The following is a 26989-nucleotide window of genomic DNA, read 5'->3' as shown; positions in this document are numbered from 1 at the left end:
GAGCTTGCCGTTTGGCCGCCGCCGCGATGCTGCTGCTTTGCGCGACCTCGGCGGCGGCTCAGTCGCCATCGAGAACCAGCAAGGGCGTTTTGAAGCCCGGAAGCGTCGTTGCTGCGCGGTTTGTCGAGACCGACCGGGAACCTCGCGCCCCTTATCACTGCTTCGAGCTTGATGTGGATAAGGGGACTTCCGTCACCGTCGATGTGAGCTCCAAAGCTATGCGAATGGATTTCTACGTGGGCGGGGGGGAAGCCTGCTCCGAAGAGTTCACCGTGGTCCATAAGAATGGCACCGCTGGTGTCGGCGGTGACCAGGAGTTCAGCTTCGTATCCGGTGGTGGTCGGTATCTGGTGCGCACCACGGCGATCTGGGGCGTCGGCATCTTTGCCGGCAGCCAGGGCATGGGGCCATACACCATCAAGATCGTTCAGAACGCGACGCCCAAGGGCAAGGTACTGCCCCCGGGCGTGGCAGCGGCCAAGCCGCGCGACGGCACGGCATCGACCGTCAGCGGTGGCGAGACGCGCGAGGTGGGCTCGGCCTTCGCAGACTGCACTGGCTGCCCGCAGATGACCGTTCTTCCCGGCGGCTCCTTCGTTATGGGGTCGCCTCCGGATGAGCTGGGCCGTGATGGCATCGAGGGTCCACGCCACCAGGTAATGTTCGCGCGTCCGTTCGCCATGGGGACCTATGAGGTCACGTTCGCAGAATATGATCTCTGCGTTGCCGCAGGTGCTTGCGGGGCCTCGCCGCCAGACCAGGGCTGGGGCCGTGACCGCCGCCCGGTCATCAACGTCAACTTCGCCCAGGCTGTGAACTACGCCAACTGGCTCAGCACGAAGACGGGAAAACTGTATTTCATCCCCTCAGAAGCCGAGTGGGAATATGCCGCGCGAGCCGGTTCCGACACGGCCTGGAACACCGGAGACGCGATCATTACCGATGACGCCAACATCCTGAACCAGTTCAAGAAGACCGTTAATGTTGGCGGCTATCCGGCCAACGCCTTTGGTCTCTACGACATGCACGGCAATGTATGGGAGTGGACGCTCGATTGCCTTGACAGCGGTTACGTCGGAGCCCCCACCAATGGCGCAGCGGCAAGCGGTGGCGACTGCAACGTCGGCGCAATCCATCGCGGCGGCGGCTTCGACAGCGAGCCGCGCCATGCCCGTTCAGCAGTACGCGGCGCAGCCAGCCGCGTGGTTCGCGTCCCTTCACTAGGCTTCCGGGTGGCGAGGGCGCTGTGATGCGAAATTTGATCGCGATAGCGCTGGGCGCAACAATCCTCACTGGGCCGACGTTTGCGCAGGAGATGCAGTTGGATGGGCTCTATGGTGGAGTCAGCAGGTCGGACACCGGGCCGGAGTCGGGCTGCTTGTACTTCGACACCAAGCCGGGCGACGTCCTCACGGTCGGCTTCGCGGGCGGCCGATCAGTGATCTCCATTGTCTCGGCCTTGGGTTGCCCACTGACCGGGACGGAGGCTCGATCCGATTTCATTGCCGGCGAGATGTTTGCGACGCCGGGGACAAAGAAGGCGAAGGAAACCTACATCGCCGGCGGGGGACGATACATCATCAGGGTGGGCGCGATCTATCCGACCCCATCGACGCAGTACATCGTTCAGGTGATCCGCGCGCCGGGAAAGAAGGGCATCCAGCTCGCGCCCGGTGCCGTGATCCAGGCGGTCGATCTCAACAACACAGACACAGCCTCAACGGCGGCGAGTCCGCAAGCGGCCAGCTATGCAGCGGGCCAGACCGTGCAGGATTGCCCCAACTGCCCCTCAATGATTGTCGTCCCCGCCGGCACCTTCCTCATGGGGTCAACGGCCGCTGAGGAGGGACGTGGCCGTGACGAGGGACCGCGCCACCCCGTGACCTTCGCAAACCCCTTTGCCGTTGGCCGCACCGAGATTTCGTTCGACGAGTGGAATGCCTGTGTCGCCGACAACGGCTGTACGCAGAAGCCGGCCGACGGCGGCTGGGGTCAGGGCAAGCAGCCGGTTATAAATGTCACCTGGAACGACGCCATGGGCTACGCAGCTTGGCTGTCGAAGAAGACAGGCCAGAAGTATTTCCTGCCCAGTGAGAGCGAGTGGGAGTACGCCGCCCGCGCTGGCGGCGAGACGGCCTGGAACACCGGTGAGGCCATTGTCACCGACGACGCCAACTTCCTGTCGGTTGTCGGCCAGCCTGTGCCGGTGGCGAGCTATCCGGCCAACGCCTTCGGGCTTCACGATCTGCACGGCAACGTCGCCGAATGGGTGCGCGACTGCCACAAGGCCATCGGTTACTTCGGCGCGCCCAACAACGGCGGCATAGCTGACGAGGCCAATTGCGCGGCCCGCGTGCAACGCGGCGGCGACTGGACGTCCGAACCCGCCGCCATCCGCTCGGCCCGGCGTGCGCCGGCCGCGCCGCTCACGCGTGGGACGACCGTTGGCTTCCGCGTAGCCAGGGCGCTGTGAACGGCTTTTCCGTCCGAATGATCAGGCGCTCATCGCGGAGGCCGGATGAACCGCCTGTCCGTCATAATGGCGGCGGTTGCCGTCCGCAGCCTGTTGATGATCGTCTCGTCCGGCGTCACCTAAACGCACAATCCTGATGGTCGGCCGACTGCGTCCAAGACCACCCCGTCGCGCCAGCTGCCGCAACTCGAAGATCTCGCCTGCACGGTCAGAGAAGGGGCGCAGCCGCCGCTCTGGCGGGCTACCTGCGTTGTATCGGTTGGCCGCATAGTGGAGCGATAGGCATCATCCAGGGCGAAGATATGGGCGTGCCGTCCAAGTTGCGCGCTGGGATCACTTCTGAGCCGGACGCAAACATCCGTGTTTCCGGCGCAGCTAGGACAATGTGACTTTGCCCCAGGGGGCTGCTTCGGGTCGTACAACGCCTTCGGCACATCCGCCTGAAGGTCCGGATTCTGGAGATGAGCCAAGGTCCGCTATTGGCGCAACCCCGTAGTCGGATCTTTACGCACCCCTTACGCCCGCAGGCCCTCTCCCGCATGGCGAGCTTACGGGCCTTCGTGGTCTTCAAGCCGTCTATCCGAATGGAGGCGGCAAATGGCTGACCTGATTTTTCTGGCGCTGGGGGTGGGGCTGTTTGCGGCCTTTGCGGGTTTCGCCATGGCGTTGAGGCGCGTCTGACCATGCTGGTGAGCGTGCTGTGGGGAGCCGGGGCGATCGTCGTCGCGGCCTATATGGTCGCGGCCTTGCTGCGACCCGACAAGTTCTGACGGATCAAATCCATGAATTGGCAAGGATGGGCGGAAATCGCCCTGACCCTGTGCTTGGCGGTCGTGATCGCCTGGCCCTTGGGCGTCTACATGTCTCGGGTCTGGAACGGCGAGCGCACCTGGCTGGATCCGGTGCTGAAACCCGTCGAGGCTCTGTTCTATGCGGCCGGCGGCATTGACCCTAAGAAAAGCCAGACTTGGCATGCCTATGCCCTGGCCCTGCTGGCCTTCAATGCGGTCGGCTTTGTGATGGTCTATGCCGTTCTGCGCTTGCAGGGTGTGCTGCCGCTGAACCCGCAGGGCTTCGCCGGCGTCTCGCCGCACCTGGCCTTCAACACCGCCGCCAGCTTCGTGACCAATACCAACTGGCAGAGCTATGGCGGTGAGACCACGATGTCGACGCTCAGCCAGATGCTGGTCCTGACCGTTCAGAACTTCGTTTCTGCCGCCACCGGCGCGACCGTCGCGGCCGCCCTGGCCCGGGCCTTTATTGCCAATCGCGGCGAAGGGGTTGGCAATTTCTGGGCCGACCTGGTCCGCACCACGCTCTACGTCCTGTTGCCGCTGTCCATCGTGCTGTCGATCGTGCTGGTCGCCCTCGGCTTGCCCCAGACCCTCGCCGCCAGCGTTGACGCCACGACCCTGGAAGGCGCGCCGCAGAAGATCGCCCTGTTCGCCGTGGCCAGTCAGGAAGCCATCAAACAGCTGGGCATCAATGGCGGCGGCCTCTTCAACGTCAATTCCGCCCACCCGTTCGAGAACCCAACGCCGCTGACCAACCTGATCACGGCGGTATCGATCAATCTCCTTGGTTGGGCAGCCTTCTTTGCGTTTGGTCGTTCGGCCATGGCACGCAAGGACATCCGCGCGCTGGTGATCTCGGCCATGATCCTGCTCTCGGCCGGTGCGGCGGCGATCTATGCCACCGAGACACAGTCGGCACCCGCGCTAGTCGCAGCCCATGTCGACTCCTCGGTCAACATGGAGGGCAAGGAAGTCCGCTTCGGCGCGCCCTCGACAGCCGCCTGGGCCGCCATGACCACGGGGGCCTCCAACGGTTCGGTCAATGGCATGCACTCCAGCCTGATGCCCCTGGGTGGGGCGGTAACGATGTTCCTGATGCAGCTGGGCGAGATCCTGCCCGGCGGTATCGGCTCGGGGATCGCCGTCATGGTCGTCATGGCCCTGCTGGCGGTGTTTGTCGCCGGCTTGATGGTCGGCCGCACGCCCGAATATCTCGGCAAAAAGGTCGAGGCCCGCGAGATCCAATTGGCGATGCTGGCGGTCCTTGTGATCCCGCTGTCGACGCTGGGCTTCTCAGGCGTAGCCGCTGTGTTGCCCGAGGCCTTGAAGGGATTGATGCACGCCGGGCCGCACGGCCTGTCGGAGATCCTCTACGGCTACACCTCGGCTTCGGCCAATAACGGCTCGGCCTTTGCCGGTCTGACGGCCAATGCACCGTGGTGGAACACCACCCTGGGGATCTCGATGATGCTGGGCCGCTTCGCGCCCATCGTCGCGGTGCTGGCCATCGCCGGTGCCCTGGTCGCCAAGCCCAAGCTGGCCCCGTCTTCGGGCACCCTGCCCACCGATGGCGGCCTGTTCATTGGCCTGCTGATCGGGGTGATCCTGATCCTCGGCGGCCTGCAATTCTTCCCTGCCTTGGCGCTGGGTCCGATCGTCGAACACTTCCAGGCGCTCGCCGCAGTCGCCAGCGTCCACTGACACAGCTGATCGCAAAGGCGATTTGACATGACCACCCTAGAACCCCTTCTCGGGGACGGCCGCCGCAAAGCCAACGCCCTGGCCGGCGGCCTGTCCTCAGCAGTCCTGCTCCGCGCAGCCAAGGACGCCTTCCTTAAGCTGGATCCACGCCAACTGACCAGCAATCCGGTGATCTTCACCACCTGGATCGTGGCCCTGCTCTCGACCGTTTCAGCGGTCGCAGCAGTGGTCGGCGGCCAGCCGGCCGGCTTTGCGATCCAGATCGCGATCTGGCTCTGGGCGACAGTGCTGTTCGCCAACCTGGCTGAAAGCGTCGCCGAAGGGCGCGGCAAGGCGGCGGCGGACAGCCTGCGGGCCACCCGCGTCACCACAAAGGCCAAGCTGATTATCGACGACAAGGCCGGGACCATCATCCCGACCCCCGCTCACAAGCTGGGCGTCGGCGAGGTGATCCTGGTGGAGGCCGGCGATGTCATCCCGACCGATGGCGAGATCATCGAGGGCATGGCCAGTGTCAACGAGGCGGCCATCACCGGTGAAAGCGCCCCGGTGATCCGCGAAAGCGGTGGTGACCGCTCGGCCGTTACCGGCGGCACCACCGTGGTCTCTGACTGGATCAAGGTTCGGGTCACGGCCGAGGCGGGCAACACCTTCCTCGACCGCATGATCGCCATGGTCGAGGGTGCTGACCGACGCAAGACGCCCAACGAAATCGCCCTGGCCGTGCTGCTGGCCGGCCTGACCCTGATCTTCCTGATCGCCGTGGTCACCCTGCTCGGACTGGGGCAGTTCTCGGGCGTGGCCCTGGACCCCCTGGTTCTGGGGGCCCTGTTCATCACCCTCATTCCCACGACCATTGGCGGCCTGTTGTCGGCCGTCGGTATCGCTGGCATGGATCGACTGCTGAAGGTCAATGTCCTGGCCACCTCGGGCCGCGCGGTCGAAGCGGCGGGCGATGTCGACACCCTGCTGCTGGACAAGACTGGCACCATAACCTTCGGCAACCGCATGGCCACCGAAGTGATCGCCGCCCCGGGGGTCCGTCCGGAAGCCGCGCTGCGCGCCGCCGTTAGCGCCTCCCTGGCCGACGAGACTCCGGAAGGCCGGTCGATCGTCGAACTGGGTCGGCATCATGGGATCGTCGTCGAGGTTCCGCCTGGCGCAACCTCGATCGCCTTCAGCGCCTCGACCCGCCAGTCGGGTCTGGATGCCGGATCGATGTCCTGGCGCAAGGGGGCTGTGGATGCCGTCTATCGCAGCCTGGCCCTCGACCCGAACATGATCCCGGCCGAAGTCAGCGCCGCCGTTGACCGCATCGCCCGCTCGGGCGGCACGCCTCTGGCGGTCAGCGAGAACGGCGTCCTGGTCGGCGTCATCCACCTGAAGGACGTGGTCAAGCCAGGCGTCAAGGAGCGGTTCGCCGACCTGCGCCGCATGGGACTTCGCACCGTGATGATCACCGGCGACAACCCGGTGACCGCTGCGGCGATCGCTTCCGAGGCCGGGGTCGACGACTTCCTGGCCGAGGCCACGCCGGAGGACAAGCTGCGTCTGATCCGCGAGGAACAGGGCCGGGGTCGTCTGGTCGCCATGTGCGGCGATGGCGCAAACGATGCGCCCGCCTTGGCCCAGGCCGATGTCGGGGTCGCCATGCAGACCGGTGCCCAGGCGGCCCGCGAGGCCGGCAACATGGTCGATCTCGACAGTGACCCGACCAAGGTCATCGAGATCGTCGAGGTCGGCAAGCAGATGCTGATCACGCGCGGTGCCCTGACCACCTTCTCGATCGCCAATGACGTGGCCAAGTACTTCGCCATCATTCCGGCGATGTTCGTGGTCTCCCTGCCGGCTCTGGGGGCCATGAACATCATGCGCCTCCACAGCCCGCAAAGCGCGATCCTGTCGGCTGTGATCTTCAACGCCCTGGTGATCGTCGCCCTGATCCCCCTGGCCCTGCGCGGGGTCAAGTACCGCGCCGTCGGGGCCGGCAAGCTGCTGTCGCGCAACCTGCTGATCTACGGCCTCGGCGGTCTGATCGCCCCGTTCATCGGCATCAAACTGATCGACATGATCGTTTCCAGCCTCGGCCTGGCCTAGGCTGCCTTCCTCGGAGACTCAAAAGTCATGCTCTCCCACCTCCGTCCGGCTCTCGTCTCGATGGGCCTGTTTACCGCCCTGTTGGGCATGGGCTATCCCCTGACCATCACCGGCGTGGCCCAGGCCGCGTTTTCCGAACAGGCCAATGGCAGCCTGCTTCGGGACGCCAAGGGCACGGTGATCGGCTCGGCCCTGATCGGCCAACCCTTCACGGCCGCCAGGTATCTGCATCCCCGCCCGTCTGCTGCCGGCTCTGGCTATGACGCCTCGGCCTCAAGTGGTTCGAACATGGGTCCGATGAACGAAGCCCTAGCTGAGCGGGTCAAGACCGAGGCCGATGCCCTGCGGGCCGAAAACCCCGGAGCGGTTATCCCCGCTGATGCCGTGACCACCTCGGGGTCGGGTCTTGATCCCGACATCTCGCCGGCCTTTGCTCGTCTGCAGGCCGCCCGTGTCGCCAAGGCGCGGGGCCTGTCGACGGCACAGGTCGAGGCCGTGATCGACGCCAATGTCCAGGGGCGGCTTCTGGGCTTCATCGGTCAGCCTCGTGTCAATGTGCTAATGGTCAACCGGGCGCTTGATGCCCGTGCGCCGGGCTAGACTCTTGCCAGTCGACGAACGCGGATATTCTGACGGGCGTCCTGATCCTGAGGCGCTTCTGGCCGCCGCCAACCGGGCGAGCCGGGGGCGCCTAAAGGTGTTTCTGGGCATGGCCCCCGGCGTGGGCAAGACCTACGAAATGCTGCGCGCAGCCCGACGCCGCAAGGCCAAGGGGGATGACGTCGTCGTCGGTCTGGTCGAGACCCACGGTCGTCGCGAGACCGAGAGCCTGTTGCGGGACATGGAGGTCATGCCGCGTAAGCCCATGGATCACCGTGACCGTGTGGTCATGGAGTTCGATCTTGACGGAGCCCTGGCGCGCAAGCCGCAGCTGCTTCTGGTCGACGAATATGCCCATTCCAACGCCTCAGGCTCACGCCACCCCAAGCGCTGGCAGGATGTCGAGGAACTGCTGGCGGCGGGCATCGATGTCTGGACCACCCTGAACGTCCAGCACCTGGAAAGCCTGGTCGATGTGGTGCTTCGCATTACCGGCGTTCGTCAGCGCGAGACGGTGCCCGACCGCGCCCTATCGCGGGCCGACGATATCGAAGTCGTGGATATCACGCCGGACGAACTACGGGAGCGAATGGCTGCAGGTAAGGTCTATGTGCCGGAAACGGCGCGCCTGGCCTCCGAGAACTTCTTCAAGGTCGAGAACCTCACCGCCCTGCGTGAGTTGGCCCTGCGCCGGGCGGCCCAGACGGTCGACGACCAGCTGATCGCCACCCTGCGTGAGAAGGGCGTCGAGGGACCTTGGGCAGCCGGCGAGCGGATCCTGGTCCTGGTCGGCGGCGATGCCATGGCCGGCGGACTGGTCCGAACCGGCCGGCGCCTGTCGGACATGATGATGGATGCGCCCTGGACGGTCGCCCATGTCGACCGGCCTGACCAGACCCCACCGGGGCCGGCGGCTGCGGCCCGGGCCAATGACGCCCTAAAGCTGGCGGAGCAGCTGGGCGGGGCCACCGTTGTGCTGAGCGGCGCGGACGTGGTGGCCACAGTAATGGCCTATGCCCGCCGCAACAATGTCACCCAGATCGTCATCGGAAAGTCCGCCGACAGTCGCTGGCGCGACCTGATGGGCAAGTCCCTGGCTGCGGCGCTTTTGCGAAAAGCCCGGGGCGCGGCAATCCATGTGGTCACCGAAGCTGCCCATGAACCCGTGCAGGAGATACCCAGGCCGCGCGGGCCCACGCCTTGGCTGGCCTATCTGACCGGCGCTGCCTTTGTCGGCGTAGCGACCTTAGTCGCCTGGGGCCTGGACGTCGCCTTCGACCGGGTGGACCTGGGTATGATTTTCCTGGCCGCCGTATTGGCTGCCGGGGTTTTGCACGGGCTGAAACCGGCCTTGGCCGCCGCAACGGCCGCCTTCCTTGTCTACAACTATCTGTTCCTTGAACCGCGCTACAGCTTCCAGGTTGGGTCGCCGACTGACTTTCTGACCTTGATCGTCTTCTGGGCCGTGGCCCTGGCAGCGGGAGGCCTGGCCGGGCGCGTGCGCGATCAGGGCCGAGACGCCCAGAGGCGGGCCTCGGCCGTGTCTGCCCTGCTGGCGGCCAGTCGCACCTTTTCAGCGGCCGCCGGCCGCGAGGCGGCAGCAGGGGCTATCGCCGAGCAGGCCGCAGCGGCTGCGGGGGCCAAGGCCATGGTGCTACTCCCGCGCGATGGCGAACTGCAGCCTGCAGCTGGGGCACCGACCCTGGAGTCGCTCGATGCTGCCCCGATGGCGGCCGCGCGCTGGGCGTGGGAAAAGGGTGAGCCGGCCGGCTTTGGCACAGGAACCCTGCCTCAGACCCGCTGGACCTTCTGGCCGCTCGACGGGGTTCGCTCCCGGGCCGGCGTGGCCGGAGTAGAGGCCGGGGCCATGGTCAGCGGATCCGACACAGAACGTCTGGTGCTCGCCCTCCTCGAGCAGGGGGCCGTGGCCCTTGAACGGGCGGAGCTGGCCGGCGAGGCGGTGGAGGCCGAGACTCTTCGTCGGGCCGACCGTTTCCGTTCGGCGCTGCTGAACTCAATCAGCCACGACCTGCGGACCCCCTTGTCGACCGTACTGGGCGCCTCCAGCACCCTCATCGACTATGGCAAGACCCTGACCCCCGCCGTTCGCGATGATCTGACCTTGAGCATTCGGGAAGAGGCCGAACGCCTAAACCGCTATGTCGGCAATCTGCTGGACATGACCCGGTTGGAAGGTGGAGCCCTGCGCCTGCGCACCGATTGGACAGATGTCCGCGACGTGCTGGGCGCGGCCGCAGATCGCGTCACCCGCCGCCTTGGAGGCCGGGACCTGACCCGCGACTATCCCGCCGAGCTGAGCCTCGTACGTGTGGATGGTAGCCTGCTCGAACAGGCGATCGTCAACATCCTGGAGAACGCCATCGCCTATAGTCCGGACGGCGCGCGTATCGAGATGGCCGCCTATGAGGACCGCGCCAATGTGGTCATCAGCATTGAGGACGAAGGGCGCGGCATTCCCACCGCCGAGCTTGAACGGGTGTTCGAGAAATTCCGCCGCATGGAAGAGCCCAGTGACCGCAGCCAGGGGGCAGGCCTGGGCCTCTCGATCGCCAAGGGCTTCATTGACGCTATGGGCGGCCGTATCGCCGCCGCCAGCCCGATCCATGATGGCCAGGGCACACGCATCCTGATCAGCCTGCCCAAGGCAATCGCAACGCCCCATCACCTGCTATGACAAGGCCATGAGTCTTACGCGCCCGCGCATCCTGGTCATCGACGACGAGCCCCAGATCCATCGCTTTCTGGGCCCGGCTCTGGATGCCGCCGGCTATGAGCCCCTTCGCGCCGATAGCGGCCAGGAAGGTCTGCGGGGCATCGCCACCTGGTCGCCAGACGCAGTGGTGCTGGACCTTGGCCTGCCCGACATGGACGGCAAGGACGTGCTGATCCGGGCCCGCGACTTCTATGAAGGTCCAATCCTGATCCTCTCGGCCCGCGACCGAGAAGCTGAAAAGATCCAGGCTCTGGATAATGGTGCCAACGACTATCTGGAAAAGCCATTTGGCGTGGGCGAGCTTCTCGCCCGCCTGCGGGCAGCCCTCCGGCAGCGCGCATCAGCCAAGGCCCCGCTTGGCCCGATACGCTCGGGCGAGGTCGAAATCGATCTGGAGAAGCACCGGGTCACGCGAGGCGGCGAGGTCGTCAAGGTGTCGCCCAAGGAGTTCGAGCTCTTGGCCCGTCTGGCCCTTGGTCACGGAAAGCTGCTGACCCACAGGGATCTACTCGTCGCGGTCTGGGGACCGGCGCATGCCACGGACACCCAATATCTGCGCGTCTTCGTCGGCCAGCTACGCCAGAAACTTGAGGCCGACCCAGCACGTCCGAAGATCATCGAGACCGAGCCAGGGGTCGGCTACCGCTTCATTGCGGACTAGCCTGATTGTTGGCCATGTGATGCATGGCCGAGTGCCTGTCAGGAATCTGGCGCGTTTCCGACCCTATCGGAGCCTATTCGAATAGGCTTACCGTAGTCCGACATCGGCTCTCATTGGGGCAGCGACGGTGCGCGGGGGTATTTTTGGGGGTATTGCGTGGAAGGCTATAAAAAATACCGATATTTTTCAGAATTTTAAACTGGCAATGCGAGTCCCCTAAGCGCACCACCACCCTGTTCGCCACCCGTCGCCGGTGTGTGGACAAGCTCCGAAAGCGCTGTAGACCTGTGAATTGTCGGTCAAGGTCAGGGCGCAGGCCGCCCGAGCCGAGAACCACGGCCCCCAATGGGCGATGTCTGGGGCTTGCAGTCTGAAAGCCGGGCTCAAGCGCCAGACCGGAGGTTTGAGTCATGACCAGGGTTCAGAGCACGCCATTTCCCGACAGCTCGCGGCTGGCCGAGATCTTTCCGACCGGGGCCTGGTTTCAGGACAGCTATGTCGCGCCCCTGACCCGCAGCGACCTGTCTATGCCCGATCTGTTCTTCGCCATTTTTGCCCATCATCCGGACTGGCTGAAGGCCCTGCTGATGGTCCGCAACCGGGTGGCGGCGCGCTTTGGGCTGGAGGTGCCCAGCGATGCCGATATCCGCAACCCGGTGCAACGCGCAGACTATCGGGTGGGCGAGACCATCGGCCCCTGGCCGATCTTTGCGCTCTGGCCCGAGGAGCTGGTCGCGGGTCGCGACAATGGCCACCTGAATTTTCGCCTGTCCATATCCCGCCAGATGGGACCGGGCGGACCGACGGTTACGGTCAGCACCGTCTGCCATCCGCATGGACTGGCCGGAAAGGCCTATCTGCTGGCGGTCGCGCCGTTCCACAAGCTCGGCGTCACAGGCCTGCTCGCCGACGCTGCGGCGCACGGCCGGATCTAGGCCGGGGCGCTCAACCTGAACTGAGCCCCGACCTTCGACCGACCGGGCGTCAGAGGTTCTGGCAGGACCTGTCGGCAAGCTCCGCGCCGAGATCACGGTCAACGCCCAGGCCCGTGAGTCCGAGGATCATCATCTCGCGAATGCGCAGTCGCGTTTCCGGTAGGGCTTCCGGGGTGTCCAGAAGGCTGGCCATCAGCACCTGGCAGAGGCCGAGCCAGTAGAGAACGCCGGAGCCCCTAGCGTCCGGGCTGATCAGGCCCAGCCGGCCAGCGTCGTCGAAGTCTTCGGCCACCCCCTTGTTCAGCGGATGCGACCGGGCCGTGGCAGCGCTGGGGTCACGCAGCAGGACCGCTGCGCGCTTGGGATTGTGGATCGCGAAGGCCGCCCCGATCCGCATGCCGTTGGTGATGCGCTCGACGGGGTTGGCTACCCCGGCATTGGCCCGCGACACCTGATCTTCGATCTCGAGCCGCACCTCCGAGGCGATGGCGGCGGCGAAGGCCTGCTTGTCGGCGAAGTGGTTGAAGAAGCTGCCCTTGGCCACACCGGCCCTGGCCACGACATCATCGATGGGGATCGCGTCGATCGGTCTGGCGGCCAGGAGATCGAAGCCGGCGGCGATGAGCGCGCTTCGGGTGCGGACGGCGCGGGGCGACAAATCGGGACGGGCCTGCATGGTCCGAGTCTAGTTGACTATCTGGTCATTTGCAATCAAAGTGACCAGATAGTCAACTTGGTGGGGTGGGGCGCGCGATATGTCGGTCATCAGGATTGAGGATATTGCCCATGTCCGCTTTGCCGCGCCGGATCTCGGCGTCATGCGGGCCTTCCTCGAAGATTTCGGGCTGCAGGTCCTTGAGGCCGACGGTCGGCTTTACGGCCGGGGCCTCGATGGCCGCCCGTTCCTGCATGTGACGGAGACCGGCCCGGCCCGGTTCCTCGCCGTCGGCTTCAGGGCCGAGTCCCTGGCCGATCTCGAGACTCTGGCGGCGCATGAGGGCGTTCCGCTCGAGGACCTCAATGAACCCGGCGGCGGCAAGATCCTCCGGCTGACCGATCCGGACGGCTATCGGGTCGAGGTGGTTGCGGGGCAGGCGAGGGAGGCTGCGGCCAGTCTGCCGGTCGAACTGCCGCGGAACACGGCGGCGGCCAGGCCCCGGGCCAATACGACCATTCGGCTGCAGGCTGCGCCGGCCCATGTGGTGCGGCTGGGCCATGCTGTGCTCAAGGTGCGCGACTTTCATCGGTCGGAGCGCTGGTACAAGGACCGCTTCGGTTTCCTGACCTCCGACGAGGTCGAGGCGGCCGAGAATGTGCCGGTCGGGGCGTTCATGCGGTGCGACCGGGGCGACACGCCGACCGATCACCATACCCTGTTCCTCGCCCAGCTGCCGGGCCCGGTCGGACTGCTGCATGCGGCCTTCGAGGTCGCCGGCTTCGATGACCTGATGGTGGGCCACCAGTATCTGAAGTCGCGCAAGCGCCAGTCGGCCTGGGGCGTCGGCCGCCACATCATGGGTAGCCAGGTCTTCGACTACTGGAATGATCCGTTCGGCAACGAACTGGAGCACTGGACCGACGGCGATCTCTTCACGGCCGGGGATCCGCCCCAGAAACAGCCCATGAGCGCCCTGCTGTCGGTGCAGTGGGGCAGCCCCCATCCGATGTTCGCGGGCAAGCGGCCACCGCCCCCCGGCCTCGTCTCCTTCGTCACCGCCATGCTGTTGCGCCTTGAGCGCCTGTTCCGCCGCAAAGCCCCGGAGTTCGCCGCATGAAACTGGCCACCTATACCGTCGAGGGCCGCACCCGCACCGGGATCGTCGTCGGCGACACCGTGATCGACACCGGGATCGCCGGCACCATGATCGACCTGATCCGCGACTGGGACACCCACCGCCCGGCCCTTGAGGCCAGGGCCGCGGCCGGTGGTGGTCTGCCCCTGTCGGCGGTGAAGCTGGAAGCGCCGGTGCCGCGCCCGGGCAAGATATGGGCGATCGGCCTCAACTATGCCGACCACATCGCCGAGTCGAACATGGAGACGCCGCAGCGCCAGGTCTGGTTCACCAAGGCCCAGACCAGCGTCAACGGACCCCATGACGCGATCGAGATCGCCAGGGGCACAATGACCGCCGACTATGAGGTCGAGCTCGTCGCCATCGTCGGAAAGGGCGGCAAGCACATCTCGGCTGCGGACGCCCCGGCCGCCATCTTCGGCTACTGCGTCGGCAATGATGTCACCGAGCGGCTGTGGCAGCACGCCGGGCCGCAATGGTCGCTGGGCAAGAGCTTCGACACCCATGCGCCCATGGGGCCCTGGATCGTCACCGCCGATGAGGTCGGCGATCCCCACGCCCTGGGCTTGCGCTGTTTCGTCAATGGCGAGAAGCGGCAGGACTCCAGTACCAGCCATCTGGTCTTCAACATCTGGCAGCAGGTCGAGCATCTGTCGGTGGGCATGACCCTGGAGCCCGGCGACTGCCTGTTCACGGGCACGCCGGGCGGGGTGGGCGCGGCCATGGATCCCCGTCAGTTCCTGAAACCCGGCGACATCGTGCGCTGCGAGATCGACGGGCTCGGTCACATCGAGGCCGCCATGGTGGCCGCGGCCTGAGGTGGCAGACCTCGACTGTGATGTCCTGATCGCCGGCGGCGGACCCACGGGGGTGACCCTGGCCATCCTGCTGGCCCGACAGGGCGTCAGGGTAAGGGTCGCCGAGAAGGCGGCGGCGATCTTTCCGCTGCCACGCGCCGCCCATATCGACCACGAGGGCCTGCGCATCCTGCAGGCGGCCGGCGCGGCCGATGCGGTCTTCGCCACCAGCCGTCGCGTCGCCCGCTATGACTTCCTTAATGCCCGCCGCAAGGTCCTGATGCGCTTCGAGGGTGCCGACCGGATCGGGGCCGGGGGCTGGCCCAGTGCCAACATGATCCATCAGCCCTCGGTCGAAGCCGCCCTGCGCCGGTCGCTGTCGGGTCAGCTCCTGGCCGATCTGCAGCAGGGCTGGGAGGTGCGCTCCTTCGTCGAGGACGCTACCGGCATCACCACCGAGATCGCCACGGCAGAGGGCCTACGCAGGGTTCGCAGCCGCTATCTGGTCGGTGCCGATGGTGCCCGGTCGCCGGTCCGCACGGCGGCCGGCATCGCCTTCGAGGACCTGCGCTTCGAGGAGCCTTGGCTGGTAGTCGACGTCCTGGTCGATGATGCGTCCAGACTGCCCTCCGCCAACCTGCAGATCTGTGACCCCAAACGCCCGACCACCTGTGTCCTGATGGGCGAGGGCCGTCACCGGTGGGAGTTCATGATCCTGCCCGGCGAAACCCCCGAGCAGGTGCTGGACGACGCCTTCATCGAGGCCTTGCTGGAACCCTGGGACGTCAAGGGCGCGATCCGGATCGAGCGGAAGGCGGTCTATACCTTCCGCGCCCGCATCGCTGACCGGTGGCGCAAGGGAAGGGTGCTGCTGGCCGGCGATGCCGCGCACCAGACGCCGCCCTTTGCCGGTCAGGGTCTGTGCTCGGGCCTGCGCGACGCCTCAAACCTGGCCTGGAAACTGGCGGCCGTCCTCAAGGCGGGCGCGCCGGAAAGCCTGCTCGACAGCTATCAGCCCGAGCGCGGCCCGCATCTGCGCGCCACGATCGACATGGCGATCATGATGGGGCGGATGGTCTGCATGACCCGTCCCTGGTCTGCCCTGGTGCGGGATCTGACCATTGCCCTGGGGCGGATCATGGGCAAGCTGCCGGCCGGGCCGCCGGACTATCCCGCCATCGCCACCGGCGCGATCCTGGCGGGCAGTCCGGGCGCCGGGTCCTATTTTCCGCAGCCCCTCTCGGCAGAGGGGACGCGCCTCGACGACCGGCTGGGCCAGGGTCCCTGGCTGCTGTCCCGCCAGGTCCTGCAAACCCCGGATCTGAACTCCTTTGCCGAGCCGCTCACCCGGTGGCTTGACCATCATGGGGCCGAGGCAGTGCTGGTCCGGCCGGACCGCTATGTTTTCGGCACTGGTTCGCCCGACTACCTGCGCGAGGCCTGGGCCGCATCCTGGGGCCGTCTCGGAGCCAATGCCGCAGCGTGACCGCTAGGCCGCTGCGCGCCGTCGCCGGCGTCGATCTGGCGAGCGATCGGGCTTTTCGGGTGCCCGGAGTTTATGCGCCGCATCTGGATGTCGTGTTTTCTGGTCCCGCAGGCTTGCGCTCCGATGGTTTTGTCATGGAAGGTGGCTAAGCCTTTGACAGGCGAGGGGACTGAACGCGTGCTGCTGGCCGGAATCGTCATCCTGGGCTTGGTGCTGCTGCTGCTCTGGCCGAGCGTCGAGCGTCCGCTGCTGCGCGCCTTGCGACATCTGCGGCGTCGCCGGCCCTGAGGCTGGCCTGTGGCCCCCCGGCCACAACGGCAAGGTTTGTCGCGTGGACCTGACGACTGACTCGCGCCAAGAGCGAATAAAGCAACGCCCTTCAGCCGGCAGGACGGCCGCGGGTCTCCCTGGCAGGGTGTATTGTGCAATTTCCGTGACGTTATTGCGGCCTGTTCGCTCAAGTTTCGCGCTGAACAGGGGTCAAACAGGCCAATTTGCAGCTCTCACCCTAAACTTGCAGAAAGACACTGGAGCGGTCTTCGCTGTTGCGATATAGGTTAGGCTGCAATTAATTTATTGTCCTGGGGACCATCATGTCGAAGCATCTTTTGAGCGCCGTAGTGCTGAGTGTGGCGATGGTGGCCGGTCCTGTCGGGTCGGGCGTAGCGTTCGCTCAGCCGGCTACTGTGACCCCCGCGACTACGCAGGCCGCTGCACTGAAGACCGCGATTTCGACAGCGGCCCAAGCGGCCGCTAAGGCTCCCGGCTTTAACAAGCTTACGCCGGCGCAAAAGCTGGCTGCGGTCCAAGCTGCCGTGAAGGCGGCGCTCGAAAGTTCGGATGCCCCTCCTGCGGCCAAGGAAGCCGCCTTGGTGGCTGCCGTTCAATCGAACATCATCAGTCCGGCTGTAGCCGTAGCGACGGCCGCAACTGTTTCGCCGACCTCGGCTTCAGCCGTAGCGTCAAACGCTTCTATTTCGACTGCAATCACGACGGCGACCGCCTCAACCAGCACGACGGCGGCCATCAGCGTCCTGACCAGCCTTGTGGCCTCGGTCTCGCCGGCACCAGACACGAGTTCGGCTCCGCCCCCGGTTGTGGTTGTGCCGCCAGCTTTTGATCCTTGTGCGGGTGTTACCGCCGGCTATTGCGGCTAGGTCTCTCGAACTCCGATCCGGACGGCGGTCTTTCCGGAATTGTGTGTGTTGACTTGTAACGGGCGCGGCAAAAGCGCCCTTGGTGGGGATACCAAGATGAAGCTTCTGACCACGGTCGCGCTTGCGGCGGTACTCGTTGCGTCCGTTCCGGCTGCGGCTTCGGCGCAGGATTCGGGCTCGAACTTCAAGCGCGACAAGAACACCAGTGTTCGTCAGCGTCCGCGTCCGGACTATGAAGCGGCGGGCATAAAGGCGGGAGGTTTCACCCTCTATCCGCGCGCCACGGTCGAGGCTGTGAACGACGACAATATCTATGCCGTAGCTGCGGGTGAGCAGTCGGATACGGTCTGGAAGCTGAAGCCGGAAGTGGCGGTGCGTTCGAACTGGTCCCGCAATGCCCTCGGGGCTTTCGCCTCGGCCGGGATCAACCGCTATTCCGACTTCGACACGGAAAACAGCGAGGAATACACCCTCGGCGTCAATGGCCGTCTCGACGTCGAGCGTGGCTCCTACGTCACCGCTTCGGCCCAGTGGCAGAGTCTGGTCGAGCCCCGTTCGGCCATCACGGCCGGCACGCCGGCCGGCGCGACGGCCAAGCCGGTCGAGTACACCCTGGGGTCGCAAAACCTGACGGCGGTGAAGGAATTTAACCGCCTTCGCCTGACCGGCAAGCTCGACGCCAGGAAGTTTAACTACAAAGACCAGGGTAGGGCGTTCAATCAGAACACCCGTGACCGTGACGAGTTCGCCTATGGCGGCAAGGCCGAGTACTCGGTCAGCCCCGACACGGCGCTATTCGTTTCCGTGATCGGCAACACCAGGTCCTATGACATCGACACCGTTGGTCGCGCCGCATCGCCGGGCCGTCCTGCTGTCGCCGTCAATCGGGCCCGCGACTCCGAGGGCTATGTGGCCAGTGTGGGTGCCAACTTTGACCTCTCGCAGGCTCTGCGCGGCGAAGTCGAGGCCGGCTACATGGAACAGAAGTACGACAACTATGCCGACCTTGACGGCTTCAACGCCAAGGGTCGGGTCGAGTGGTTCCCCACTGAACTGACCACCCTGAATCTTGCAGTTTCGCGTACCATCGAAGACTCCGTAGCTCCAGGTTCGGCAGGCTTTATCGCCAACAGCACCTCGGTCGGTGTTGATCACGAACTACTGCGCAATGTTCTGCTCTCGGCTTCGGCCACCTTTGGCAAGGACAAGTACGCCGTCATCGATCGTGACGACAAACGTACCGCCTTCAACGCCTCGGGTGCCTTTCTGGTGAACCGTAACGTGGGTCTCTTCCTGACTTACTCCTACCTGAAGCAGGACTCGTCGGGTGCGGCCAAGGCCTCGTCCTTCAAGGACAACAAGCTGGCCGCTTCGGTCGCTCTTCAGTTCTAGGTTACCCTTCTCATCGTAGAAGGACTTACGAGGTCCGAGCAGGGCCACCCTTGAGAGTACCCATGGACGGCTCTTCCTACGAGACTCAACACGCTCCGGCGCCTGGCGCCGGAGCGATGTCTTTTGACCTGAACATCGCCATTGCCACCTTCCGGCGGCGCTTGCGGCTGTTCGCGGCCATCGCCCTGGCGGTGTTCGTGGCGGTCCTGCTCTACACCCTGCAGGAAACCCCGCGCTATACGGCCACCTCCCAGGTGATGCTGGATGTCCGCAAGGAACAGGTCGCCGACATGAGCGCGGTCCTCTCGGGCCTGCCGGCGGACTCCTCGGTGGTCGATACCGAGGTCGAGGTGCTGAAGTCGCGCTCCCTGGCCACCCGCGTCGTCAAGTCGCTGAAGCTGGCCGAAGATCCCTATTTCAATCCCTATGCCCCGGGGGCCAAGGGCGTCTCCACCTGGCTGCCCTGGGTGAAGACCGTGGTCGCGCCGATCGCGGCCGTGGGCTCGGCCGAGGCCCAGCGCCAGCAGGAAAAGGTTGTCGACAACCTGCTTGAGGGCCTCAAGGTTCGCCGCGCGGGCCTGACCTATCTGATCTCGGTCGAATATACCCACACCAATCCGGTGGAAGCCGCGCGGATCGCCAATGCCTTCGCCGACCTCTATCTGACCGAACAGCTTGAAGCCAAGTTCGACGCCACGGCCAAGGCCAATGAGTGGCTCGACACCCGGGTGGCCGAACTGCGCGACCAGCTGCAAGTGGCCGAGGCGGCCGTGCAGCAGTACAAGATCGCCAACAATTTGATGAGCGCCGAGGGCGCGACCCTGACCGAGCAGGAGATCTCGGGCCTGAACCAGCAGCTGGCCGCAGCCCGGGCCCAGCAGGCCGAGTCCGACGCCCGCCTCAACATCGCCCGCAACCAGCTGGCCCGCGGCAGCACCGGCGAGGATGTCGGCGAGTCCCTGAACTCGCCTGTGGTCCAGCAGCTGCGCAAGCAGCGCGCCGAGCAGAGCGCCAAGGTCGCCGACATGAGCGGCCGTTATGGCGAGCGCCACCCCGACCTTCTGAAAGCCAAGCGCGAGTTGGCCGATGTCGACGGCCAGATCCAGGCGGAAATCCGCCGGATCATCTCCAACCTTGAGGCCCAGGCCCAGGTGGCCCGTCAGCGTACCGGCTCGATGGCCGGCAGCGTCTCGGCCTCAAAGGGTGCCCTGGCCGGCAACAATCGCGCCAGCATCCGGCTGGGTGAACTGGAGCGCAAGGCCGAGTCGGTCCGCACCCTCTATGAATCCCTGCTGGCCCGCTTCAAGCAGACCTCCAGCAGCCAAGGCATTGAGCAGGCCGACGCCCGCGTCGTGTCGCGCGCCAAGATCCCGACTACGCCAAGCTATCCCAAGCCGTCCCTCAACCTGGCCCTCGGCCTGGTTCTGGCCCTCGGGGCCGGGGCTGCCGCGATCGTTCTGGCCGAGATTCTGATGGCCGGCATCTTCACCGAGGATGAGGTCGAGCGCCGCATCGGCCTGCCCTATCTCGGCTCGATCCCGCTGCTGAGCTCGACCATCGAGGACTCCAAGGTCGCGCGAACCCTGACGCCGCCGGAATATCTGCTGGCCAAGCCGCTTTCGACCTTTGCCGAAAGCTTCCGCAAGCTGCGGGCGGCGATCCTCTATTCCAAGGTCGGCGAGGCCGTGAAGGTGATCGCGGTGACCTCGTCTCTGCCGGGCGAGGGCAAGACCACCACCACCTTCTCCCTAGCTCGCACCCTGGCAACCTCGGGGTCCAATGTCATCATCGTCGACTGCGACCTGCGCCAGAGCGCCATCAACCGCTTCCTGCCCGAAGTGCCCGCCCTGGGTCTGCTGGAAGTCCTGAACGGCGTCTGCACCCTCGATCAGGCCCTGATCGACGACCCCAGCGGGGCCAAGGTCCTGGCCCTGACCAAGTCGGCCTATACGCCGCGCGACGTCCTGGGCTCGCCGGCCATGCTGAAGCTGCTGGCCGAGCTGCGTCTGCGCTATGACGTGGTCCTGCTCGACACCGCGCCTCTGCTGGCCATCGCCGATACCCGTATCCTCGCGCCCCATACCGACGCGGTCGTGATGCTGGCGCGCTGGAAGAAGACCCCGGTCAAGGCCATCACCTCGGCCCTCAGCCTGCTTCAGGGTCGCGGCGTCTTCGTGGCGGGCCTCGCCCTGACCCAGGTCGATCTGAAGGCCCAGACCCGCTACGGCTACGGCGACTCCTATTACTATTATAAGAGCTATCGTAAGTACTATGCCGACTAGGGCCTCGGCGCGGCCGGCGGCAGTGTCGTCGGCGCGTCCGACCCGCGGCCCGGGCCGCCGTCTCGCCCTGTCTGAAAAGGTCGCCGGCGGCCTGCTCGTCGTGCTGGTGTTTCTGGCGGTGATCGCCTTCGGGGCCAGCGAGATCGGTACGGCCGCCCTATTCAGCGGCGTCTATGCCGCCTATCTGATCGGGCTGCTGGCCACCTGCAACTGGGCGCGGCGCGACCTCGTCCGGATGCGGGGCAAGGCGCTCCAGGCGGGTCTGTTTGCCCTGCTGCTCCTGGCCGTCCTCTGGCCCCTCACGCCGTGGGCTCCGGGCGGACCCCATCCCGTCTGGGCCTATCTTCCGGACCAGACCGGGTCCGTGACGGTCGACCGTTCGGCCCTGCTGCTCAATGTCCTGCAACTTCTGGGTCTCGCCTGTCTCTTTACGGCCGGCCGGGTTCTCGGGGCTTCGGAGGCGCGTGGCCGCTGGTGTCTGCGGATCGCGGTCATGGTGTTCGGGGCCTTTGCGACCCTGGCCTTTCTCGACCATGTCCTCATGCGCCGTTCGAGCCGGCTGGTCGCGACCCTGCTGAGCCCCAACAGCGCGGCGACGATGCTGGGCGGCGGACTGTTGCTGGCTGTGGCCGCGACAGCCAATCGCGTCCGCCGACAGAAGGGGCTGGCCATGCTCCGGCGCGGCGATCCGGAGTCCGTGATCTGTCTGGCGATTGCCGGGGTGAGCCTGACCGCTCTGTTGATGACCGCCTCCCGCGCCGGCCTTGCCGCCACCCTGGTTGGGCTGGGCTTGCTGCTGATTTGGGAGGCCATTGCCCAGCGCCAGCGGTTCCGGGTCGTGGCCGGCCTCGGTTCGGCTGCCCTGTTGCTGGTGATCGGGGCCCTGAGCCTGAGAAGCACCGAACAGGTCGCCGAGCGCTTCAATAATGCCCAGCAGGATGCCGAGGTTCGGGCGGCGATCATTGCGCCCCACTGGGAAGCCTTCCTGGCATCGCCCTGGTTCGGGTATGGCCTCGGTTCCTTCCCGACCCTGAATCACATGGTGTCCAACCAGCAGAACCTGCCGGTGCTGTTTGACGTCCGGGCCGTGCACAATCTCTATGTCCAATGGCTTGAGGACGCCGGCGTGGCCGGGGCTGCGGCCATGGCCCTGCTGTTTCTGGTCCTGCTGTGGCCCATCCTGCGCGGGGGCCTAAGGGAAGGCGTGACCGCCACCTGGGCCCGGGCCACGGTCTGCGCTGCCGTCGTCTTTCTGCTACATGGCCTGACGGATTTTGCCCTGCAAGTCCCGGCGATCCAGGCTCTTGTCGCGCTGGTCCTGGGACTGGCGGTGTCCCTGAGCCTGGGCACCGGCTCGGCGCGCAAGACCGATCCTCCAACCGTCTGGACGGCTGCCGTCGCCGCCGCCGCCGTGCTGACCTTCTCGGTTCTGGGCACTACGCCTTTGCTGGCGGCGCGGGTCGGCTCCGACCTCACGGCCTGGCCAACGGCTCCGGCCGATGCCCTGGGCCGTGAGATTGAGATCAGCCTTGCCAGACCCAATCTCCCGCCGGTCGACCTGACCCGGCTCGAACAGTTAAGCCAGAGGGAAGTGGCACTGCGACCGGCCTCTGGTGCAGCCTGGCTGAGGCGGGCGGCCGTTTCCGCAGCCCGTGGTCAGGCCAAGGACGCCAGCCAGGCATTAGAGCGGTCCTATGCGGTCGCTCCGCTGCAGACCAGCCTGTTCGTGAGCCGGACGAAATTTGCCTATGAGCACTGGGACCAGATCAGCCCCGAGGCTCGTGAAGCCGCAATCTATCAGTTCGAGACCGAGTGGCACCGGCGCCCGGATCGCGCGCGCTACGCCGAGATCGCAAAGAGCCTGCGCAATCAGGCCGGTCGGGTGGCGATGGCCGTGCAGATCTTCTTCCTGCAGCTGGAGCCACCACGGGCTCCCTAGGTTGGGCTAGGCGCAGGCCGAGCGGTGGTACTGCGCCTGAGACGCGGCCTGTCCCGGGCCGCGAACCCGGCTTTGGGATCTAGTAGGCGTTCTCGGCCAGAAGCAGATGCGGCACGGTCAGCACCATGATCCGCAGGTCCCCGAGCAAGGACCAGTTGTCGATATAGTCGATGTCGGCCTTCACCCGGTTGGCCATGTCTTCCACATCATTGGTCGCGCCGCGCAGGCCGCGGATCTGGGCTAGGCCCGTCAGACCGGGCCGGGCCTGAAAGCGCAGTGGGTAGGCCGGGATCAGAGCGCCATAGTAGGCGTCGTGTGCCTGGGCATGCGGTCGGGGACCGACCAGGGACATGTCGCCCTTGAGCACGTTCAGCAACTGGGGAAGTTCGTCGATGCTGGTCGCGCGGATGATCCGGCCAATGCGCGTGATCCGGTCATCGTCGCGCTGGGCCTGAACAATTTGGTCCCCATCGTCCTCGCAACGCATGGAGCGCAGCTTGTAGATAGTGAAGGCCTTGCCGTTGAGGCCCCCACGCGTCTGGCGAAACAGGATGGGGCCCGGCGACTCCAGCCGGATCAGCAGGCTGGCCAGCAGGAGGACGGGCAGGAAAAAGATCAGCAGGGCCAAGGCCGCGATCAGGTCGCAGAAGCGCTTGACGGGATCAACGGCCACGCGCGGCAGAAAGGACGCCGGTTCGCGCTTGAGAATGTCGGTGTCGCAACCCCCACTCACCGGCAGTTCCCCAAACAGCCTGGACCCGGAAACATATCCAAGCCCTCGGTCCATTCTTTACCGCAGTGCGGCGCCGGCGTCACTTCGAAACCATTGGTTAACCATAGATTGTGTTAGGGCTGCCTTAACGCTGTTCATTAGATGGGCTTTAGCCGTCAGGTCCTAAGGTGGCGCTCTCAGGAGCGCTTCCATGACCATCGTCCCGGCCAAGTACAACGATCCAGGCTGTATCGTCGGCCCCGTCGCAAGCCGTCGCGACCGGCTTCCGCGCGCCATCGGCTGGTTGACCGCGGGGGTCGTCTCGGCAGCACTTTGGATCCTTGCCGTTCAGGCGCTGAGGCTGGCCCTCTAGACGTCGTGGGCCATTGGCGAGCTCCCTTCGCCGGGCTGTCCCGCACTTCTGACCGCCTTATCAGGGCCTGATCCTCCAGCGTCCTGCACCATTGAAAAAGCCCCGGAGCAAGCTCCGGGGCTTTTCTGCATTCCGGGGCGCGCCGGCCCTGACCGACGGCTGAAAAGAGCCCTAGCCCACCGTGGTCCAGGTCGAGGTGCCAGCGACCTGGCGCTGAACCCAGGTATAGCCGAGCTCGGCCCAGGGCGTCGGCCAGGGGGTCAGGTTGTCGAGGACCACGTCGCCGGCGTCGAAGGCCGCAACCAGGACCGCATGGCGCTCGCCGCTACGGGTGATCACCACGGCCAGGGTCAGGGCGTCGGAGGAGACCCCCGCCTCGATCAGGCGCCGGCGTTTCTCGAGGGCATAGTCCTCGCAGTCACCGTACATCTTGCCGTCGATGACCCGAGGCAGGGACCAGAATTCGGGCATGCCATAGAGGTCGAGGTCACTGGACTTGCGGACGTCGCGATTGACCGCCTGGTTGATCTTGGTGATCAACTTCATTTGGCCCTTGGCCAGGGCGGCGGAGCCGTCTGCCATCATGACCGGAGCCTTGACCGCCGCCTCGGCGATCGGCCGGACCACTCCAGCGGGCAGAAAATCGACGGCGGCTTCAGGCTGGTAGACCAACAGGCTTTCGACCTCGAGCAAGGTGAGCTGATCGGTGTCTTCAGTGACCGCAGGAACCTGATCCTGCAGGGCAGCCATGGCCAGGGGCCAAGCCTGGCCCAGTGAGGCAGTGCTGAGCGCCGCCATGACCAGGGGCGTGGCGGCCGTGGTCTGGGGCGTGAACGATCCGCAGTGGGCTTCATCGCGCAGGCAGAGATCCGTGTAGCCCGGAGGGGCCTCGACCACCTCGCCGCGGGCCATGAACGGCCGGGTCTCCGCATTGGCCATCCCTGCGATGCCGACAATGGCAGCAACGCTGAACAGACTGATGATGGACTTGCGGATATTCATCGAAACATCGCCCTTAATGACGATGCAACAATGCTATTAAGGTCCAATTATCATCTTAAAAAGGCTGGTAATTTGAATGTAAATACTATTGGTAATTAGTCCATTAGTGATAATGATAGGCAAATAACTAGGGTAAAAACAAAATTCAGGACTGTGGTATACTGACCGGTAAGGATATCGAGCAGGTGGTTGAAGCGACGGCCCGTCTCAGGCAAGTTGCGGCCCGCCTCAGAGGCGGTCGGTGCGCCCGGGTGGACAGGTAATGAAGTTCAAGTTTTTCCGCTCCAAACCGCAGCCGGTTGCCGCCATGGCGTCCACCGGCGGCCGGGTCGTCTATGCGATCGGCGATATCCACGGTTACCTCGACCTGCTGGATGATCTGCTCGACCTGATCGCCCGGGATTTCGCGGGGCTAGGGCGGACGGACCGCCCTGTGCTGGTCTTTGTCGGCGACTATGTGGATCGCGGCCCGGCCTCGCGTGGGGTGGTGGATCGTCTGATCGCGCTTGTTACCGCTTCAGCGCAGCAGGGCGGTTTCGAGGTTCGCGCCTTGATGGGCAATCACGAGCAGACCATGCTGTCCTTCCTCGACAATGCCGAGGCCGGTGCGGCCTGGATTGAGTTCGGGGGCGGTGAGACCCTGACCTCCTACGGCGTTACCCGACCGGTTGGCCGCGTGGACCAGGAGGCCTGGCGTGATATCCAGGCCCATTTCCAGGCTCAGGTCCCGACCAGTCACGTGGCGTTTCTGCAGGGACTGGAGCTTTCGGCCCGCTACGGCGACTATCTCTTCGTTCACGCCGGGGTCCGGCCGGGCGTGCCGTTGGACCGTCAGACACCGGAAGATCTGATGTGGATCCGCAATGACTTCCTGGCCCAGCCCCACCGACTGGCCTGCGTCGTCGTCCATGGCCATACGCCAGACGAGGAACCTTTCATCGGGCCCGACCGTATTAATATTGATACAGGAGCCTATGCGACAGGCGTTCTTACCGCCGTTCGGTTGATTGACGGGGCGCCGTTTATTCTTCAGGCGCGAAAGTCTCGCCGGACCTGAGCCGCATACTTGTCGATGCTCTGCGCCCGTGCCATGACACGCGGACAGGGACACGCTTATTCAGAGACTGCAATCCGATGACTATCGTCAGACGAAACCTAAATTGGCTCTTTGCCCTGCTGGTGAGTGCGCTCGTTCTGGCCACCCTGGGTGCCGTGCCGGCGCAAGCCCGACGGGCCCAGCCGCCTGCCGCCGCCGCGCCCCCGGCCATTGCCCAGGATGGGGCCTATCTTCTGGGCTCCAGCGACAAGGTCCGGGTCACTGTCTATGGCGAGCCGACCCTGTCGGGCGAGTTCTTTGTCACCGGCAGCGGGGTCGTCTCCCTGCCCCTGATCGGCGAGGTCAAGGCCGCCGGCCTGTCCCTCAGCCAGTTCCAGCAGGCCGTGCAGTCCTCGCTCAGCGATGGCTACCTGAAGGACCCCCGCGTCAGCGCCGAGGTTCTGACCTTCCGTCCGTTCTATATCCTGGGCGAGGTCAGCAAGCCGGGCACCTATCCCTACACCTCCGGCCTGACCGTGATGAACGCCGTCGCCACGGCGGGCGGCTACACCTATCGCGCTGACAAGAAGCAGGTGTTCGTCAAGCGCAACGGGGCCACCGAAGAACAGAAGCTGGCCCTCGATCCCACGGTCACGGTCGCCCCGGGTGACACCATCCGGATCGGCGAGCGCTTCTTCTAGAGTCCGCTCCAGGCGGACGGCGGCGACAGGCTCGGGCGAATAAGTCGCCCGAGCGAAACATTCAAAACGGCTATCGGCCCGATCGCCGGTCCAGGCCTGTCCGAAAGCCCTTCAAAAAAGAGGCTGCGGTTCAGCGCGCAGCAAGCCGTGGCTCAGTCCCAGTTCTACGCCGCAAGCCATATGCCACCGGCCACCATTCCCAGTCAGGGGCGCGACTTTGCAGCGCACGTCGCCTACTGCGACAAAATGTCCGTTTCAGATATTCGTCCGCTAAAAAGGCCTGACGTGTCGGCGCCAAATCTGCCCCTGTTGGGTCCTTCCGGC

At 65.4% G+C, this 26989-nt stretch carries 22 protein-coding genes; 18 read left to right on the top strand and 4 right to left on the bottom strand.

Going from position 1 to position 26989, the window contains the following annotated elements:
* The first annotated feature begins 11 nt into the window (after nt 1-11).
* The 8 genes from AQ619_RS16905 (at nt 12) to AQ619_RS16870 (ending at nt 11995) form a co-directional block, all read left to right on the top strand.
* Nucleotides 12-1250: a formylglycine-generating enzyme family protein gene (locus tag AQ619_RS16905; RefSeq protein ID WP_166504291.1), complete on the top strand. Its 1239-nt coding sequence runs from the start codon at nt 12-14 to the stop codon at nt 1248-1250.
* Nucleotides 1250-2473 carry a formylglycine-generating enzyme family protein gene (locus AQ619_RS16900; RefSeq protein WP_084746117.1) on the top strand — a complete coding sequence of 408 codons (1224 nt, stop codon included), beginning with the start codon at nt 1250-1252 and terminating at the stop codon, nt 2471-2473. The genes AQ619_RS16905 and AQ619_RS16900 overlap by 1 nt, the downstream gene beginning before the upstream one ends.
* A 782-nt stretch (nt 2474-3255) precedes the next feature.
* Complete coding sequence (gene kdpA, locus AQ619_RS16895) at nt 3256-4968, top strand: potassium-transporting ATPase subunit KdpA (RefSeq protein WP_062150403.1); 1713 nt, start codon at nt 3256-3258, stop codon at nt 4966-4968.
* Between the two features lie 27 nt (nt 4969-4995).
* Nucleotides 4996-7065: a potassium-transporting ATPase subunit KdpB gene (kdpB, locus tag AQ619_RS16890; RefSeq protein WP_062150400.1), complete on the top strand. Its 2070-nt coding sequence runs from the start codon at nt 4996-4998 to the stop codon at nt 7063-7065.
* Between the two features lie 27 nt (nt 7066-7092).
* Entirely contained in the window at nt 7093-7665 is a 573-nt protein-coding gene (gene kdpC / locus AQ619_RS16885) for a potassium-transporting ATPase subunit KdpC (RefSeq protein ID WP_062150390.1), read from the top strand.
* A complete protein-coding gene (locus AQ619_RS16880) occupies nt 7646-10360 on the top strand; it encodes a sensor histidine kinase (protein WP_166504290.1) in 2715 nt (904 codons plus the stop codon). The genes kdpC and AQ619_RS16880 overlap by 20 nt, the downstream gene beginning before the upstream one ends.
* A gap of 7 nt (nt 10361-10367) precedes the next feature.
* Entirely contained in the window at nt 10368-11060 is a 693-nt protein-coding gene (locus AQ619_RS16875; RefSeq protein ID WP_062150386.1) for a response regulator, read from the top strand.
* Between the two features lie 410 nt (nt 11061-11470).
* On the top strand, nt 11471-11995 hold the full coding sequence (locus tag AQ619_RS16870; RefSeq protein WP_062150383.1) for a DUF2867 domain-containing protein: 525 nt from the start codon (nt 11471-11473) through the stop codon (nt 11993-11995).
* 49 nt (nt 11996-12044) lie between these two features.
* On the opposite strand, the gene AQ619_RS16865 is transcribed toward AQ619_RS16870, so the two are convergent.
* Nucleotides 12045-12671 (bottom strand): TetR/AcrR family transcriptional regulator, encoded by a 627-nt coding sequence (locus tag AQ619_RS16865; RefSeq protein WP_062150380.1) that lies wholly within the window; start codon nt 12669-12671, stop codon nt 12045-12047.
* A gap of 79 nt (nt 12672-12750) precedes the next feature.
* Here AQ619_RS16865 and AQ619_RS16860 point away from each other — a divergent pair, with 79 nt between their 5' ends.
* The 4 genes from AQ619_RS16860 to AQ619_RS19215 all read left to right on the top strand — a co-directional run bounded on the left by AQ619_RS16860 (nt 12751) and on the right by AQ619_RS19215 (nt 16359).
* Entirely contained in the window at nt 12751-13770 is a 1020-nt protein-coding gene (locus tag AQ619_RS16860; protein WP_062150377.1) for a VOC family protein, read from the top strand.
* A complete protein-coding gene (locus AQ619_RS16855; RefSeq protein ID WP_062150374.1) occupies nt 13767-14606 on the top strand; it encodes a fumarylacetoacetate hydrolase family protein in 840 nt (279 codons plus the stop codon). Before AQ619_RS16860 ends, AQ619_RS16855 begins: the two co-directional genes overlap by 4 nt.
* Before the next feature lies 1 nt (nt 14607).
* Nucleotides 14608-16071 carry a bifunctional 3-(3-hydroxy-phenyl)propionate/3-hydroxycinnamic acid hydroxylase MhpA gene (gene mhpA / locus AQ619_RS16850; RefSeq protein ID WP_062150372.1) on the top strand — a complete coding sequence of 488 codons (1464 nt, stop codon included), beginning with the start codon at nt 14608-14610 and terminating at the stop codon, nt 16069-16071.
* Between the two features lie 72 nt (nt 16072-16143).
* On the top strand, nt 16144-16359 hold the full coding sequence (locus tag AQ619_RS19215; protein ID WP_166504289.1) for a hypothetical protein: 216 nt from the start codon (nt 16144-16146) through the stop codon (nt 16357-16359).
* A gap of 595 nt (nt 16360-16954) precedes the next feature.
* Here AQ619_RS19215 and AQ619_RS16845 read toward each other — a convergent pair.
* Complete coding sequence (locus AQ619_RS16845) at nt 16955-17146, bottom strand: hypothetical protein (RefSeq protein ID WP_062150369.1); 192 nt, start codon at nt 17144-17146, stop codon at nt 16955-16957.
* Between the two features lie 178 nt (nt 17147-17324).
* Between AQ619_RS16845 and AQ619_RS16840 the strand changes: the two genes are divergently transcribed.
* The 3 genes from AQ619_RS16840 (at nt 17325) to AQ619_RS16830 (ending at nt 22841) form a co-directional block, all read left to right on the top strand.
* Entirely contained in the window at nt 17325-18620 is a 1296-nt protein-coding gene (locus AQ619_RS16840) for an outer membrane beta-barrel protein (RefSeq protein ID WP_062150365.1), read from the top strand.
* Nucleotides 18621-18682: 62 nt separating this feature from the next.
* Nucleotides 18683-20902: a GumC family protein gene (locus tag AQ619_RS16835; RefSeq protein ID WP_062150362.1), complete on the top strand. Its 2220-nt coding sequence runs from the start codon at nt 18683-18685 to the stop codon at nt 20900-20902.
* On the top strand, nt 20892-22841 hold the full coding sequence (locus tag AQ619_RS16830; RefSeq protein WP_062150360.1) for an O-antigen ligase family protein: 1950 nt from the start codon (nt 20892-20894) through the stop codon (nt 22839-22841). Before AQ619_RS16835 ends, AQ619_RS16830 begins: the two co-directional genes overlap by 11 nt.
* A 79-nt stretch (nt 22842-22920) precedes the next feature.
* Here the strand turns inward: AQ619_RS16830 and AQ619_RS16825 are convergent, their stop codons facing one another.
* On the bottom strand, nt 22921-23574 hold the full coding sequence (locus AQ619_RS16825; protein WP_269465177.1) for an exopolysaccharide biosynthesis polyprenyl glycosylphosphotransferase: 654 nt from the start codon (nt 23572-23574) through the stop codon (nt 22921-22923).
* Between the two features lie 190 nt (nt 23575-23764).
* On the opposite strand from AQ619_RS16825, the gene AQ619_RS19210 reads away from it, so the two are divergent.
* The gene (locus AQ619_RS19210; RefSeq protein ID WP_166504288.1) at nt 23765-23926 is read left to right on the top strand and encodes a hypothetical protein; all 162 of its coding nucleotides are present in this window, start codon (nt 23765-23767) and stop codon (nt 23924-23926) included.
* Nucleotides 23927-24097: 171 nt separating this feature from the next.
* Here AQ619_RS19210 and AQ619_RS16820 read toward each other — a convergent pair whose 3' ends face one another.
* Nucleotides 24098-24928, bottom strand: a complete 831-nt coding sequence (locus tag AQ619_RS16820; RefSeq protein ID WP_062150355.1) for a transglutaminase-like cysteine peptidase — start codon at nt 24926-24928, stop codon at nt 24098-24100.
* A gap of 262 nt (nt 24929-25190) precedes the next feature.
* On the opposite strand from AQ619_RS16820, the gene AQ619_RS16815 reads away from it, so the two are divergent.
* Both AQ619_RS16815 and AQ619_RS16810 read left to right on the top strand, forming a co-directional pair.
* A complete protein-coding gene (locus AQ619_RS16815; protein WP_062150352.1) occupies nt 25191-25985 on the top strand; it encodes a metallophosphoesterase family protein in 795 nt (264 codons plus the stop codon).
* A 77-nt stretch (nt 25986-26062) separates the two neighbouring features.
* Nucleotides 26063-26665 (top strand): polysaccharide biosynthesis/export family protein, encoded by a 603-nt coding sequence (locus AQ619_RS16810; protein ID WP_062150349.1) that lies wholly within the window; start codon nt 26063-26065, stop codon nt 26663-26665.
* The last annotated feature ends 324 nt before the right edge of the window (nt 26666-26989 follow it).

The organism is Caulobacter henricii, from assembly GCF_001414055.1.
Lineage (GTDB): Bacteria > Pseudomonadota > Alphaproteobacteria > Caulobacterales > Caulobacteraceae > Caulobacter > Caulobacter henricii.
The sequence above is the reverse complement of the archived record's forward strand: the minus strand, read 5'-3'. Positions and strand labels throughout refer to the sequence as shown.